This window comes from Arthrobacter sp. M4, from assembly GCF_020251205.1.
Lineage (GTDB): Bacteria > Actinomycetota > Actinomycetes > Actinomycetales > Micrococcaceae > Arthrobacter.
Window position 1 is genome coordinate 1 of the sequence record NZ_JAIWYX010000017.1, and the last position, 14,396, is coordinate 14,396.

The 14,396-nt window shown below is 62.9% G+C and carries 12 protein-coding genes; 9 read left to right on the plus strand and 3 right to left on the minus strand.

Annotated elements, in window-relative coordinates:
- The first annotated feature begins 144 nt into the window (after window positions 1–144).
- The 6 genes from LD110_RS19815 (at window position 145) to LD110_RS19840 (ending at window position 4,719) form a co-directional block, all read left to right on the plus strand.
- Window positions 145–1,314: a TadA family conjugal transfer-associated ATPase gene (locus tag LD110_RS19815; protein WP_225501525.1), complete on the plus strand. Its 1,170-nt coding sequence runs from the start codon at window positions 145–147 to the stop codon at window positions 1,312–1,314.
- Between the two features lie 260 nt (window positions 1,315–1,574).
- A complete protein-coding gene (locus LD110_RS19820) occupies window positions 1,575–2,372 on the plus strand; it encodes a hypothetical protein (protein ID WP_225501435.1) in 798 nt (265 codons plus the stop codon).
- A 212-nt stretch (window positions 2,373–2,584) separates the two neighbouring features.
- Window positions 2,585–3,130 carry a type II secretion system F family protein gene (locus tag LD110_RS19825; RefSeq protein WP_374200369.1) on the plus strand — a complete coding sequence of 182 codons (546 nt, stop codon included), beginning with the start codon at window positions 2,585–2,587 and terminating at the stop codon, window positions 3,128–3,130.
- A gap of 256 nt (window positions 3,131–3,386) precedes the next feature.
- A complete protein-coding gene (locus LD110_RS19830) occupies window positions 3,387–3,734 on the plus strand; it encodes a DUF4244 domain-containing protein (RefSeq protein ID WP_225501436.1) in 348 nt (115 codons plus the stop codon).
- The gene (locus LD110_RS23965) at window positions 3,731–4,324 is read left to right on the plus strand and encodes a TadE family type IV pilus minor pilin (protein ID WP_308012463.1); all 594 of its coding nucleotides are present in this window, start codon (window positions 3,731–3,733) and stop codon (window positions 4,322–4,324) included. Before LD110_RS19830 ends, LD110_RS23965 begins: the two co-directional genes overlap by 4 nt.
- On the plus strand, window positions 4,321–4,719 hold the full coding sequence (locus tag LD110_RS19840; protein ID WP_225501438.1) for an Rv3654c family TadE-like protein: 399 nt from the start codon (window positions 4,321–4,323) through the stop codon (window positions 4,717–4,719). Before LD110_RS23965 ends, LD110_RS19840 begins: the two co-directional genes overlap by 4 nt.
- A gap of 54 nt (window positions 4,720–4,773) precedes the next feature.
- Here LD110_RS19840 and LD110_RS19845 read toward each other — a convergent pair whose 3' ends face one another.
- Together LD110_RS19845 and LD110_RS19850 are read right to left on the minus strand one after the other, a co-directional pair.
- A complete protein-coding gene (locus LD110_RS19845) occupies window positions 4,774–7,257 on the minus strand; it encodes a DEAD/DEAH box helicase (protein ID WP_225501440.1) in 2,484 nt (827 codons plus the stop codon).
- Window positions 7,258–7,269: 12 nt separating this feature from the next.
- Entirely contained in the window at window positions 7,270–7,965 is a 696-nt protein-coding gene (locus LD110_RS19850) for a GNAT family N-acetyltransferase (RefSeq protein ID WP_225501442.1), read from the minus strand.
- A gap of 168 nt (window positions 7,966–8,133) precedes the next feature.
- On the opposite strand from LD110_RS19850, the gene LD110_RS19855 reads away from it, so the two are divergent.
- The gene (locus LD110_RS19855) at window positions 8,134–9,027 is read left to right on the plus strand and encodes a rhodanese-related sulfurtransferase (RefSeq protein WP_225501444.1); all 894 of its coding nucleotides are present in this window, start codon (window positions 8,134–8,136) and stop codon (window positions 9,025–9,027) included.
- A 41-nt stretch (window positions 9,028–9,068) separates the two neighbouring features.
- Here the strand turns inward: LD110_RS19855 and LD110_RS19860 are convergent, their stop codons facing one another.
- The gene (locus LD110_RS19860; RefSeq protein WP_225501446.1) at window positions 9,069–9,653 is read right to left on the minus strand and encodes a hypothetical protein; all 585 of its coding nucleotides are present in this window, start codon (window positions 9,651–9,653) and stop codon (window positions 9,069–9,071) included.
- 63 nt (window positions 9,654–9,716) lie between these two features.
- On the opposite strand from LD110_RS19860, the gene LD110_RS19865 reads away from it, so the two are divergent.
- Window positions 9,717–11,552, plus strand: coding sequence for a methyltransferase (locus LD110_RS19865; protein WP_374200367.1), 1,836 nt, complete (start codon window positions 9,717–9,719; stop codon window positions 11,550–11,552).
- A 123-nt stretch (window positions 11,553–11,675) separates the two neighbouring features.
- A complete protein-coding gene (topA, locus tag LD110_RS19870) occupies window positions 11,676–14,384 on the plus strand; it encodes a type I DNA topoisomerase (protein ID WP_225501450.1) in 2,709 nt (902 codons plus the stop codon).
- Window positions 14,385–14,396: the final 12 nt, after the last annotated feature.

Genomic DNA, 14,396 nt, shown 5'->3' on the forward strand with positions numbered 1-14,396 from the left:
GCTGCTGCTGGACCGGCTGTCGCCGCGGGGCGGGCTGCTGCTGCTGGACCGGCTGTCGCCGCGGGGCGGGCTGCTGCTGCTGGACCGGCTGTCGCCGCGGGGCGGGCTGCTGCCTCTGGCAGGTCTCGTCGGCGACACGAACGGTTGGATGCCGCACTCCTGGACACCGTTCGGGAAACCATCATGGCCGAGGCCGGCCCAGTCACGCCATCCCGGGTGGCCGCAGCTTTGCACGCTACGGGGCGAATGCTCGGTACTGCGGGAGCCCTTGCGGCCGTTGAATCCATCAGCGCAGAACTGAACGGCTTGGGGCCTTTGCAGCACCTCACCAGGGATCCCTTAGTCACGGACATCTTCGTGAATGCCCCGGACTCCGTGTGGTTGGATCGTGGCGCCGGGCTGGAGCCGGCATCTGTTCTGTTCGAAGGAGAGTCACAGGTCAGGGCGCTCGCAGCCAGGCTTGTGTCCGCTGGTGGACGGAGGCTGGACGACAGTTCGCCGTGTGTGGATGTGAGGTTGGATGGCGGATTCCGCGTGCACGCAGTCCTGCCCCCAATATCCCCTTCCGGCACGCTCCTCTCCATACGCATTCGGCGCGAAGACGTGTTCACCCTGACGGAACTGCGGGAAGGCGGTATGTTCCCGCAGGAAGTGCAACGGATACTGGAGGCCGTGGTTGCCCGCCGTCTGAGCTTCCTGGTGAGCGGTGCCACGGGCTCAGGGAAGACCACACTCCTTTCCACGCTGCTAGGGCTCAGCAGTTCGCGCGAACGCCTCGTGCTCATTGAGGATGCAGCCGAACTAAACCCCGTTCATCCTCACGTCGTCTCCCTTGAATCCAGGCACGGAAACCTCGAAGGCGAAGGGGCCGTGGACCTAGGCGAACTCGTCCGGCAAGCGCTGCGCATGCGCCCCGACCGCATCATCGTGGGGGAATGCAGGGGCGCGGAGGTCCGCGAACTTCTCACTGCACTGAACACGGGCCATACCGGTGGTGGCGGAACCATCCACGCCAATGCCCCACAGGCGGTTCCGGCCCGATTGGTCGCACTGGGCGCACTCGCTGGCCTCAGCCCAGATGCCGTTGGGCTGCAACTGGCAACTGCGCTTGATGTTGTCATTCATGTGGAAAGGGCTGAGGGAGGAAGGCGTGTCTCCGCGATCGGAGTGTTTGTCGATGGAACGGAGGGCCCGAGCGTCGTAACAGCCCTGACGAACGACGACTCGGGGTTGGCATTCGGTCCCGGTTGGCCCCATCTTGCAACGAAGCTTGGGATGGAAGACGTAAGAATTCGCACAAGAGCCGAATCATGACGGCGTTGGTGGCTGCCGTGGTGGCAGCATTGCTGGGACTGGTATTCCTTGCTTGGGCATCGCCGGCAAGGCCCTCCCGACGCCTTCTCAACGCCACGATTCCGGGGCCCAGAACCGCGGTTTTGGGCAGTTCTTTGCAATGGCAGGCCGGGCAGCGTAGACGGCGCTCCATGCTGTCTACGCTTCGGTCGGGCGATGGGCCGGCATTGGCTTTCTGGACTTTGCTCCGTCCAGGGAAATCGAGGCGAGCAAGCGACTCCTTGGACCTGACAGTCGTGGTGGAACAGTTGGCTGCGCTGCTTCGCGGTGGCAGGTCGCCAGCCCGACTGTGGGAAGAGCTATGGCTGGTCCATGGGGGATTGAATGCCAATAGCCCTGCAGAATCGGTTGGCGATGTCCGTTCCGGCCGTTTGCCGGCCGTCCGGCAGACCTCTGGATTCAGCAACGACGTTCAGTCCGGTATGGTCACTCGGCGGCGCATGGACCCCACCTCCAATGCCGGGCGCAGCTTCAGTAATTTGCACGGCATTCGTGGCGCGCCGAACGGGGGCGTAGGTGCCACCGCCGGTGCGACGTTTGAAGCCAGGAGCAGGCCCACGTTGCCGAGTGCATCGCTTTCCGTCCTAGCTGCGGCACGGGGTGCCGCAGCTCTGGGCGCCCCCATCGCAGACACCATACGGACCGCCGCCATGCGATCGATCCGTGGTCATTCTGCCAAGGAACGGAGGGTTTGGATCGAGATAGCAGCGTGCTTCGATGTGGCCGAAACAAGTGGGTGCCCGCTGGCAAATGTGCTCGCGCGGTTCGCGGCGCAATTGGAAGCAGAACGCGACTCGGAGGCGGCCAGACGAACGGCCTTGGCAGGTCCTCGTGCCACAGTGAAGCTCTTGGGGTGGCTCCCCCTGATGGGTTTGGGTTTGGGCACGCTTCTGGGAGTTGACCCCTTGGGAGTCCTCATGGGGAGTCCAGGGGGAGCCGCCGCCCTTGCGGCGGGCCTGGTACTTACTATTGCCGGCAGAGCCTGGTCCTCAAAGCTGGTCAGGGCCGCGGCATCGTGATGGGGGACATCTTGTCCGCCGCTACGGTTACGCTCGCTCTGTTCGCGGCGGTGCTTCTTTTGTTCTCTGGGCCTCATCGGTTGAAAGGAATTTCGGCCCAGGCTCCCCCTCCCCGGCCGGCGGGCCAGCGTTCTGGCGCGTCGGGGGCACGGGCTTCAGGGGGTTCCACAAGTTCAGGCGCACCTGCATTCCGAACCGCGGGTGACTTTGGAATCGCTGCCAGTTTGGGAGCCAGAGGCACTCTGAACACTGCGGGCAGCCACGCAACCGAACGGATTGGATTAGCCGCAGAACCCGGACATACCGCCGATCAGGGACCAAACGTCGAGGGGCTGAGCGACACCGCTATGATCCTGGAACTTGTGGCGGCAATGCTGGATTCAGGGGCCGGGTTGGGCCGTGCGTTGGAAATCGTTGCTGCATGCGCCGCCCCACAGCTACGGACCACACTGCGCCCGGTGGTGGCAGCGCTTGCTATTGGCACGAACTGGGAAACGGCTTGGCGCAGTGCGGGTCCGGCGACTAAGCCCGCCCTCGAACTGAAGGAATCCCTGGGATTCGCTGCCCTAACGGGGGCACCGTCGTCGTCGATCCTTTATGCCCAGGCAGCGCGGCTCAGGCGCGAGAGCTTTAGGGCAGCTGAAAGGAAGGCAGCGGCTCTTGGCGTCAAACTTGTCGTCCCTCTTGGGCTGTGCTCGTTACCGGCCTTTATCTGCTTGGGCGTCTTGCCTGTCTTGCTTGCGATGCTGCCGAAGTAGCGCTGCCGGCGTTTGCACATGAGCGTGGTCGTACCAGGGGCACGCACCCCTAGCTTCGGAGGGCCCACCTGCTTGACCGAGTCTTTCACCGCTCCTCCACAATCTCGCCGACCCGGTAGTTGTCCACTTATGGCCTTCTGCCCCTTAACCACCCCGTGTGTGAACGGAAGGATCAAGGCATGCCAGAAAATCACCGGCGGCGATTCCTCATCTGACTCGCACTTTGAGAAGCAACCACCCCACGAAAGGAAATGCCATGAGCATTGTTGAACTGACCACCTCTGACGCCCGAACGGCTCTGTCGAGTGATACTGACAGTGACACCTTGATCAATGAACGCGCTTCCCGCACCACCGAGCGTTTCGCCGGCGTCGTGGAACTCCGGCCTCGGCGCAAGCCGTCAAACAAAATGCGTGGGCCTCGGGCGCTTCGGCGCTTCCTGACTGGACTCGTACGGTCAGAACGAGGAATGGCCACGGCCGAGTACGCCATCGCCACTCTGGCTGCTGTCGGCTTTGCTGGGCTGTTGGTGGTCATCCTGCGCAGTGAGGAAGTCCGGGGGTTTCTCCTGAACCTGGTTCGCTCCGCACTCTCTTTGCCATGACACTGATGCCGGCCATGAGGAAGCGTCAGTTGGCGGTGTCCAACGCGCTTTCGGACAGGTTCCGGCCAGTGGAGGGAGGCAGGCTGATCGCAGAGACACGTCGGGCCATCGGGCAGAATTTCGGTGCTGGGCTCGCCCGGAAAATCCATTGGGGCGGGAATTCGGTTACGGAAGCCATCCGCTATCGCCAGAACAACAGGGGAACAGTCACTGCGGAGTTTGCTGTTGCCCTGCCTGCGGTCATCTTCCTGCTGGCCTTGCTCTTGGCGGGATCCGCTGCGGGCATTACGCAGCTCCGAATAGAAGAGGCGGCCCGGGCCGGGGCCAGGTCGCTAGCTCGCGGAGATAGTGCCGCCACAGTCCAGGGGACTGTCAGTCGTCTGGCCGGAGACGGCGCCCTATCCACGGTGGACGCCGACGGGGACTGGCTCAAAGTTACTGTCACCGCACCCGTCGGTGGGCCGCTTGGAAAACTCATACCTTGGACTTTGACGGCATCGGCTTCATCCAGAACGGAGCTGCCGGTGTCAGCGTATGGCCATCTGGCGGAGGTTCGAGCCGAAGGACTAAGGCGAAAGGATTCGGCTTGAGCACCATTCAACGCTGTCGGCCATGCTCGGGGCCCTCGCGATGCCACTCGGGCGGGGAGGGGGAGCGAGGCTCAGGGACCATCTTGGCTGCGGCATTGGGAGTACTTCTCGTCGTCATTATGGCTGGATTGGTGTTGCTGGCCAGGGCATCGGCGCACGCTTCGAGAGCCGCCACCGCCGCGGACATGTCGGCGCTTGCGGCCGCGGATGCAGCCAGGGGCCTGACAAGCGGTGACCCATGTACTGTTGCCGCGGAAACAGCCGCTCGCCATCACGCATTGCTGAAGTCCTGCGAGATTACCGGAGGCGACACAGTGCAAGTCGCCACCGAGTTGGAGGTATCAACCCTGGCCGGTCCGGGCACAGGCCGTGCTCGAGCGGGACCTCCGCCCTAGACGCCAGGTGGAGCCATTGGGCTGCCGCCGGCTGGAGCCATTGGGTGGCCCCTTCTAATGCGCTGATCGGGCTGGCGTTTGATGATTCCCGTGATTTTCGTGGTTCGGGTGGTTCTCGTGGTTCCCGTGGTTCCCGTGATGAGGGTGCTCGGTGCCAGCATGGGAACCCATCGAGTCGCCGGACTTGTCCGAGGGATTGTGTGCGTCCTCGAGGAGCACTTCGAGGAGCGTAATTGCCGCTGCCTTGTCGAGAGGGTTGTTCTTGTTGCCGCACTTGGGCGACTGCACGCATGATGGGCACCCGCTCTCGCATTCGCAGGCCCTAATAGCGTCGCGCGTTGCGTTCAACCACGTCTTGGCCTTGTCGAAGCCACGTTCCGCAAAGCCAGCTCCACCGGGATGTCCGTCGTAAACAAAGATCGTAGGAACACCTGTGTCGGCATGAATTGCCGTTGAAACGCCGCCTATGTCCCAGCGGTCGCTAGACGCAACCAGAGGAAGGAGTCCGATTGCCGCGTGTTCGGCGGCGTGCAGTGCACCGGGGAACTGGGCTTCCACAAGCCCGGCCGCGGTGAGCGAGCGATTGTGCACCTCGAACCAGACTGCTTTCGTGAACAGGTCGCGAGCGCCGAGCTCCAGTGGCTCTTCGCCCAGGATCTCGTTGGAGACAAGGGCTTTCCGCTGGAATGAAACTACCTGGGTTGTGACCTTCACGTCCCCAAAGCGCACAGTCACGTCGCCCCATTCTGCAGTGCGAGAAGTCTGCAGGATTTCAATCTGGGTGATGTCACGGGCTGTTGTGTAGTAGTCAGGGTTGGACCTGCGGACCATAACGCAGTGCTCTTCCTCGTTGAGTTCTTCAACCAAGTAGCTCTCGCCCTGATGAACATAGATGGCCCCCGCGTGGGCCTGATAATGAGTCTGAGGAGACCCCATCGTTCCCAGTAAAGAACCCGTTTCAGCATCGACGATGCTGACAGGACCTCCACCGTCGGCTCGAAGGTTGACCATGCCCGCAGCGCTTTCCGGGTGGGTCCAGAACCATCCGGCGGGACGCCTCCTGAGGTACCCCTGTGTGACGAGTTGGCCCAGCAGCTTTTCCGCGGTCGGGCCGAACATCTCCGCCTCGGCGGGTCCGATGGGCAATTCAGCAGCCGCGGCACACAGGTGTGGCCCCAGCACGTAGGGGTTGCTCGGATCAAAAACAGTGGCCTCGACGGAGACGTCGAAGATGGCCTCGGGATGGTTCACGAGGTACGTGTCCAGGGGATCGTCACTGGCCACAAAAGCAGCCAGGGCGTCCTGGCCTGCCCGCCCGGCACGGCCGATCTGCTGGAAGAGCGAAGCCCTGGTCCCTGGCCATCCCGCTATTAGGACGGCGTCCAGTCCAGAGATGTCGATGCCGAGTTCCAGCGCCGAGGTGCTGGCCACTCCGAGGAGTTGGCCGGTTCGCAAAGCCTTCTCAAGTGAGCGTCGTTCCTCGGGCAGGTAGCCGGAACGGTAGGCGGCAACTCGCGGAGGCAAGCTCGGATCAACTTCGTCAAGTAGCCGTTTGGCGATGGACGAAATCGACTCGGCGCCTCGTCGGGACTTGATGAAGGCGATTGTCCGCACACGGGAGGAGACGAGGTTGGCCAAGATATCGGCGGTTTCGGCAACAGCGGTCCGTCGCTCTTTCGCATCATTCTCGCCCCGCAGCTCACTGAGCGCTGGCTCCCAGAACGCCACGGTGGTCGCTCCATGCGGTGAGCCGTCCCTTATCACCTCGCGAACGGGGGCCCCGATCAACCTGCCAAACGACGCCCCCGGATCTGAGGCAGTGGCCGAGGCAGCAATGAACACGGGTTCGGGAAATGACGTTCCGGCCCCGTAGTAAGCGCAGATCCTCCTTAGCCGTCGCATGAGGTTGGCAACGTGCGATCCGAAGACCCCGCGATAGCTATGTGCCTCGTCGATCACTACGTAACGTAACCGCCGGAAGAACCGCGCCCACCAGGCGTGGTTTGGCAGTATCCCGAAATGGAGCATGTCCGGGTTCGCCAGGATGAAATTCGCGTGGTCGCGGATCCAACGACGTGACGCAAGGTCGGTGTCCCCGTCGTATGTCTCCGCCCTGACAGTGTCCAGTCCCAACGATCGCACCGCTGTCAACTGGTCGGCCGCAAGAGCTTTGGTGGGCGACAGGTACAGGGTTACGGCACCGTCGTCGTGAATTCGCCCGGGTTCGTCCAGAACCCGGAGCTCTGAACGGTGGATGGCGTCCAACGCCGGCAGTTGGTATGCAAGGGACTTTCCGGACGCTGTACCGGTGGCGATGACAACGTGGCTACCAGAGTGGGCAGCGTCCGCAGCCTCCGCCTGATGTCTGTAGGGTTCGTGAATCCCCAGCGAAGCATAGGCGGCCACGATGTCGGGGTGGACCCACGACGGCCATGGGACTTGGTCGGCGGTCCTTGCGGGGAGTGTGCGGACATGGCGGAGCTGTTCCGGATCGGGGCTACGGCCCAGAAGGGAGATCAGGGTGTTGCGGTTGTCCACCTGATCATTCTGTCAGGCTACGGAAAGGTCGGCTTCCTGACCCGGGACCGCCGACATCATCAGGACGTGGCTTACTGTGGTCCACCCAAGGTGGGAGTACAACTTTTGACCATCGAGCGACGCAAGGAGCAGGCCGTCCTCAACATCATGCTCAAAGGCTTTGGCCGCCAAGGCCTTCATGATAAAGCTGCCTAGCCCGCGGCGTTGGAATGCGGGCTGGACAATGATCTTGTCGAAAACAGCCGTCCCATTGACGACGTACACTCGTCCGCTGGCAGCTGTTTGCTCGCCTGCCATAACAGAGGCGTATTGGACACCCTTCGACTCCGACGTCTCCAAGCGCAATTCGTCGTCGGAAAGCCAAGGATCCTCGGCGTCCTGTGTTTCCATGTCTACGATCATCATGGCTTGGGACGCGGACGTGACGTTCAATCCACTGTGTTCCGCCAGGAACTTGTACTTCTGTACATCGTTGGTGAGGATCGTGAGGATGCGGGTGGGCGCCTCAGCGGTCTTTGCCGCAAGTTCCGCGAACTCTGCTTCCGTGGGGTCGTAAGCGAAGTACTCCCAGTCACCTGTCCGGTCGGCCCTGAGTGCAGCCGGGAACCGGCCCTCTTTGCGTGTTTCGTACCCGCGGCAGCCGGACCAACCGGCCACCCAGACTTCCAGCAGGCGCGTGATGTCTTCAACCAGGGCGTCGGGACTCATGTAGAGAGACTATTCCAGCGTTGCCTTACGCAACAGGGGTCCCCAGTAACAGCTCCATTAACGGACGAAGTCGCGCCGGGGCAGCGCTGAGCTCGCGTCCCATGCGGAAAACGGTCATTCGAAATGCGGCAACAAGCCCATTTGAGGCCAGCCAGTACCCTTAAATACGTGGCTTTAAACCGAATCGTGCTCTTCTATGGCTTTACCCCAATTGCTGATCCTGACGCCGTCCGACTGTGGCAGCGCGCGCTCTGCGAGAAACTGGACCTCCGCGGCCGGATCCTCATCTCCAAAGACGGCATCAACGCGACGGTTGGCGGAGAGATCAACAGCGTCAAGCAATATCTGAAGACGACTCGCGAATACAAGGGTTTCCGCGACATCGACGTTAAGTGGTCCGACGGCGGTGCCGAGGACTTTCCGCGGCTGAGCGTCAAAGTCCGCGACGAGATCGTTTCGTTCGGGGCCCCGGGCGAACTGAGGGTCGATGACAACGGGGTCGTCGGCGGCGGAAAACACGTAAAACCGGAGGACCTGCACAAGCTCCTGGACCAAAAGCGTGCTGAAGGCCAGGAAGTCGCCTTCTTCGATGGCCGCAATGCCTTCGAAGCGCAGATCGGCAAGTTCAAGGATGCGATTGTGCCGGACGTCGCCACGACGCACGACTTCATCAAGGAGCTGGAATCCGGTAAGTACGACGACCTCAAGGACCAGCCCGTCGTCACCTACTGCACCGGCGGGATCCGTTGTGAAGTCCTGTCCAGCCTCATGGTGAATCGGGGCTTCAAAGAGGTCTACCAACTCGACGGCGGTATTGTCCGTTACGGTGAAATGTACAAGGACAAGGGCCTGTGGGAGGGCTCGCTCTACGTATTCGACAAGCGCATGCACCTCGAGTTCAGCGACGAGGCCAAAACGATCGGTCGATGCGTTCGCTGCGAAGCCCCGACCAGCAAGTTCGAAAACTGTTCCAATCCGAGTTGCCGAACACTGACCCTTTACTGCACGGACTGCGCCGCCGACCCCGAAAACCTGCGCTGCCCCGACGGCTGCGCCGCTTAGATGGGTGCAGTCGGCGCATGCTCCGCGGCTGCCCCCAGTCCCTAAATCCGGTTCACGCGGTAAGCAAAGTTCGCCGAGCGTGATGACCGCACCGTGATGCTCAGCACGGACGACTTGGTGAGTTGAATGACATTCACCCTGGCTGTGCCGCACTGAAGCGCCAAGTCTACGAGGGCATTGGGATCCGCCGTGCGCGGCGGGCTGCTTGGCTGCTGCGTCGGGACTGGAACCGGGTTCCCCAGACTCACGGTGAAGGACACCCGCCTGGTGCTTCGGCAGGCGAGCGTCACCGAGTACAGCCCTTCGGGAAGCTGGACGGACTCTTCGGTGCGGGTCGCCTGGGCCTCCATAAAGCCGTAGCTGGAATAGAAAGTCTGCCCCTCCGCCGCCGGCACAGCCTCCTCGGCCCACGCCTTCAACTCTTGGCCTGTGACCGGCGTATTAAGGGCCGGGTCCTGCGGCAAGGTAGGAGGAGGGGACGACGGCGCCGAAACGCTGGGCAACGGGGCCCGTGCGTCGTCGTAGGTGTACTCACAACCCGCCACGCCCAGCAGGGCAGAACAGAGAACGACGGCGGCAATCGCCAGCCGCCTGGACGCACCCATCGGGGCCGCCCCTGTTCCCATGGTCAGACTCTACGCTTCGCCCCGGCTTTGGGCACCGGGCGAACGAGCGGTTTCCGGGGATGCATGCCAGTCCCTGCGGACGTCCGCGCCTACACTATCTGGGTGACATTTCCTGCACCCGGCTCTGAAGCCATCGAGTTCACCAGCGGCATCACGCCGGATGCTCCCCGAAGCGACAATCCCGCCTTGCTCGCCGACCTTGCCGTAGGGCTCCGCAGGATCGGCTACACCGTGGACGGCGTAGCTGCGCTTCTGGGTGAGTCGGCCAGCGCTGCGCTCGGCCGGGACCAGCTGGTGCCCGCGCTCCTGGCGACGGAACGCCCCACGGCAGGCGAGGCGCCGCTTGCCGCCGTCGTACGTTTGTGGTTGCTGGCGGTGCGGCAGCAGCGCAAGGACCTCGACGCCGCCCTTCCGGAAATCGGCGTCGACGGCTTGCTGGAGCTTGGCCTGGTCCGGGAGGCCGGGAGCGGGGACGGTGAAGAGCCCGACGACGGCATCGAGGCTTTGGTGGACCTGCGGCCCTACGGCTGGGCCGGCAACGACACAACCGGCAACGAAACAACCGGCAACGGAGCAACCGGCAACGGGACACAGGGCCCGGACAGGGGCGCGGAACTGTGGGTGGTCAGCGACCTCGGAGCCCACCAGCGGCCTGGTGTCCTTCGGCGCGACCACGTTCTGGGTATTGGCCAGGCTTCGACGACCCTCGTGCAGGCCACCGTCCGACGGCAGGTGGACCGGGCCCTTGACCTTGGCACTGGCTGCGGCATACAGGCTTTTCACCTCCTCAGGCATGCCAGGCACGTCACTGCAACTGACATCTCAACCCGTGCGTTGGCGTTCACGCGGTTCAACCTGATGCTGAATTCAGTGGAATTGGACCTCGACGCTGAGCGGCTCGGCGACCGGATCAGCCTGCGCCTGGGTTCCATGTTGGAGCCAGTCGCGGGCGAGCGCTTCGACCTTGTTGTGTCCAACCCGCCGTTCGTGATTACACCACGGCGCGCCGACGAGGCTTCCCACGATCAGTTCACCTACCGCGACGGCGGCCTCCCCGGAGACGACATAGTCGCAGACCTCATTCGCTCCCTCCCGGATGTTCTTGCGCCTGGCGGAACAGCACAGATGCTTGGGAACTGGGAGGTCACGTCCGGATCGGACTGGCACAACCGGCCGAGGACGTGGGTGGACGACGCTGCAGTCCTGGCCGACAGCTCGCCCCACGACTCCCCTCCGGACGGCTTCGGGGAGGCCGCTCCCGGCAGCCTGGACGCCTGGTTCATCCAGCGGGAGCAAGTCTCCCCGGGAGAGTACGCCGAAACGTGGCTGCGGGACGCATCCGAGGGCAGGGAACGCGATTTGTATGTTCGCGCTTATGCCGATTATCTGGCGGACTTTGCCTCGCGGGATGTTGAGGGTATTGGCTTCGGCATGGTGTGGCTGCGGCGCCGCGCACGTGCTCTGGACCAGGCTGGCCCGCAGGACCTGCTGCCGTTCAGGCGGTTCGAGGAAATCACCTACCCGATCGAGCAACCAATTGGCCCCTATTTGGGGACTGCCGTCGAACGGGTGGACTGGCTCGCAAGCCACCACCTCCCCGATGCGCGGCTGCTGGTCGCGGACGATGTAACAGAGGAGCGGCACCAGCGTCCGGGAGCCGAGCATCCCGGGGTCATCCTGCTTCGTCAAGGCGCCGGACTTCGCCGGACAAATTTGATGAGCACGGAACTTGCTGGTTTTGTTTCCGCTTGCGACGGTGACTTGACCGTTCAGCAGCTCATCGGCGCCCTCGCCGCGCTTCTGGGAAGCGGCGACGATTTTGACGCCGCATCGTTCCGATCCCAGCTGCTCGTCGAAGTCCGCAACCTCGTGGTGGACGGCTTCCTCGTGCCCGTATAGGGGCCCGGCTATGTGGACAATGGAGCGTCAGCTCTTCCACATAGCTGCGCAGGATTCTGCAAAATATGGTGAACTAGGCCAGTATGGGCACATCGCCCGAGCAATCTTTTCTGTAGGAGCACCGTGCCAAGCAAGGCCAAAACCGGCAAGAAACTCGTGATCGTGGAGTCTCCGGCCAAGAGCAAGACCATCGCCAAGTACCTGGGTGAGGGTTTTGTCGTCGAGGCCTCAATCGGCCACATCCGCGACCTTCCCCAGCCGTCGGACTTGCCTGCAGAACTCAAGAAGACCTCGCTCGGCAAGTTCGCCGTGGACATCGACAATGATTTCAAGCCTTACTACGTCGTCTCCCCGGACAAGAAGAAGAAAGTCGCGGAGCTCAAAGCCCAGCTAAAGGATGCCGACGCCCTATACCTCGCCACCGATGGTGACCGCGAGGGCGAGGCCATCGCGTGGCACCTGCTTGAAGTCCTCAAGCCCAAGGTCCCCGTTTACCGCATGACCTTTGGCGAAATCACCAAGGAAGCCATCCAGCGCGCCATGGAGAACCTCCGCGATGTGGATGAGGCCCTGGTGGACGCCCAGGAAACCCGCCGAATCCTTGACCGCCTCTACGGTTACGAGATTTCGCCCGTGTTGTGGAGGAAGGTGGCCCGCGGATTGTCCGCAGGCCGTGTGCAGTCGGTTGTAACCCGCATGGTGGTGGACCGCGAACGCGAGCGTATGGCGTTCAAAGCAGCCTCGTATTGGGACCTGACCGGTCAGTTCGCGGCTGAAGCCGGCAGTTTCAAGGCCAAGCTTGCGGCCGTCGACGGCGCCAAGGTCGCCACCGGGCGGGACTTCAACGACGACGGCGTACTCGTCTCACGCAATGTGGTTCACCTCAACGAGGAACTCGCCACGTCGCTGGCTGCGGGCCTCGAAGGGGCGGACTTCCGGGTCCGCTCCGTGGAGACAAAGCCCTACACCCGTCGTCCTGCGGCGCCGTTCACGACGTCCACCCTGCAGCAGGAAGCCGGGCGGAAGCTCCGTTTCTCATCCAAGAGCACCATGCAGATCGCCCAGCGCCTGTATGAAAACGGCTACATCACCTATATGCGTACGGATTCCTCAGCGCTGAGTGACGAAGCTGTCTCCGCTGCACGCCGCCAGGCATCCGAACTCTACGGTCCCGAGTATGTGCCCCAGGGTGTGCGCGTCTATGCGAACCGGGCGGCAAATGCCCAGGAAGCCCACGAGGCCATCCGTCCCGCGGGTGACTCCTTCCGGACGCCCGCCCAGGTGGCTGGCCAGCTCAGCGGGGACGAATTCCGCCTGTACGAGCTCATTTGGAAGCGGACTGTAGCCTCGCAGATGGCCGACGCAAAGGGGTCCACGGCCACCATCCGCCTCGGTGCCGTTTCTTCTGACGGCCGGGACGCAGAATTCTCTGCCTCCGGAACTGTCATCACTTTCCCCGGCTTCCTGGCCGCCTATGAGGAAGGCAAGGACGAAAGCCGCGGCGACGACGAATCTGACGAGGGCCGCCGCCTGCCCAACGTCGCAAAGGATGACCGTCTGGAGCCCTCCGACATCGTGCCGGTCGGGCATGAGACCTCCCCGCCACCGCGGTACACCGAAGCGTCGCTGACGGCTGAGCTGGAGAAGCGCGGTATCGGCCGACCTTCCACGTACGCATCGACTATTTCCACCATCCAGGACCGTGGCTACGTGCGGAAGCAGGGTTCTGCCCTCGTCCCCAGCTGGATTGCGTTCTCGGTGATTCGCCTGCTGGAGCAGCATTTTTCGGACTATGTGGATTACGAGTTCACAGCCGACATGGAAATGGACCTTGACCGGATTGCCAATGGCCAGACAGCCGGCGTCACGTGGCTCAAGCACTTCTACTTCGGCGAAGACGCGGACCCGGGCCTGCTGAGCATCGTCAACAACCTCGGCGAGATCGATGCCCGTGAAATCAACTCGGTCCAGATCGCCGACGGCATCATGCTCCGGGTGGGGAAGTTCGGTCCCTACCTGGAGAGCACGGTTGCCACCGTGGACACCGCGACGGGTGAAGTCGTAGAGTCTGCCCGCGCCAACGTCCCCGAGGATCTGGCGCCGGACGAGCTCACCGCAGCCAAGGCCCTTGAGCTGATGGAGACGGCTGCTCCGGAGGAACGGGTGCTGGGCAACGACCCGCACACCGGGCACACGGTCGTAGCCAAGAACGGCCGCTATGGCGCCTACGTCACGGAGATCATCCCCGAGCCCACCCCGGAACAGCTGGCCAACCAGCCCGTGGAGTACTACAAGAACGGCAAGCCCAAGCCGCCCAAGAAGCCGGTCAAGGCAAAGCCGCGCACGGGCTCGCTGTTCAAGTCAATGTCCGTGGACACCATCACCCTCGAAGAGGCCTTGCAGCTCATGAGCCTGCCCCGCGTTCTGGGTGAGGACGCCGATGGCAATGTGATCACGGTCCAGAATGGCCGATTTGGTCCGTACCTGAAGAAGGGCACAGACTCCCGCTCCATCGCTTCGGAAGAGGAGATCTTCACCATCACGCTGGAACAGGCCCTGGAGATCTACTCCCAGCCGAAGCAGCGCGGTGCCCGTGCTGCTGTCCCCCCGCTGGCCGAGTTCGGTCCGGATCCGGTGTCTGAGAAGAACATTGTGGTGAAGGAGGGCCGCTTCGGTCCGTACATCACGGACGGGATCACGAATATTACGGTTCCGCGGTCCACGCCGCTTGAGGAACTGACTCGGGAACGTGCCGTCGAACTTCTTGCCGAGAAGCGGGCCAAAGGCCCGGTGAAGAGGACCACTACCCGCAAGGCGCCGGCTAAGAAGTAGAAGGGCGTGCGC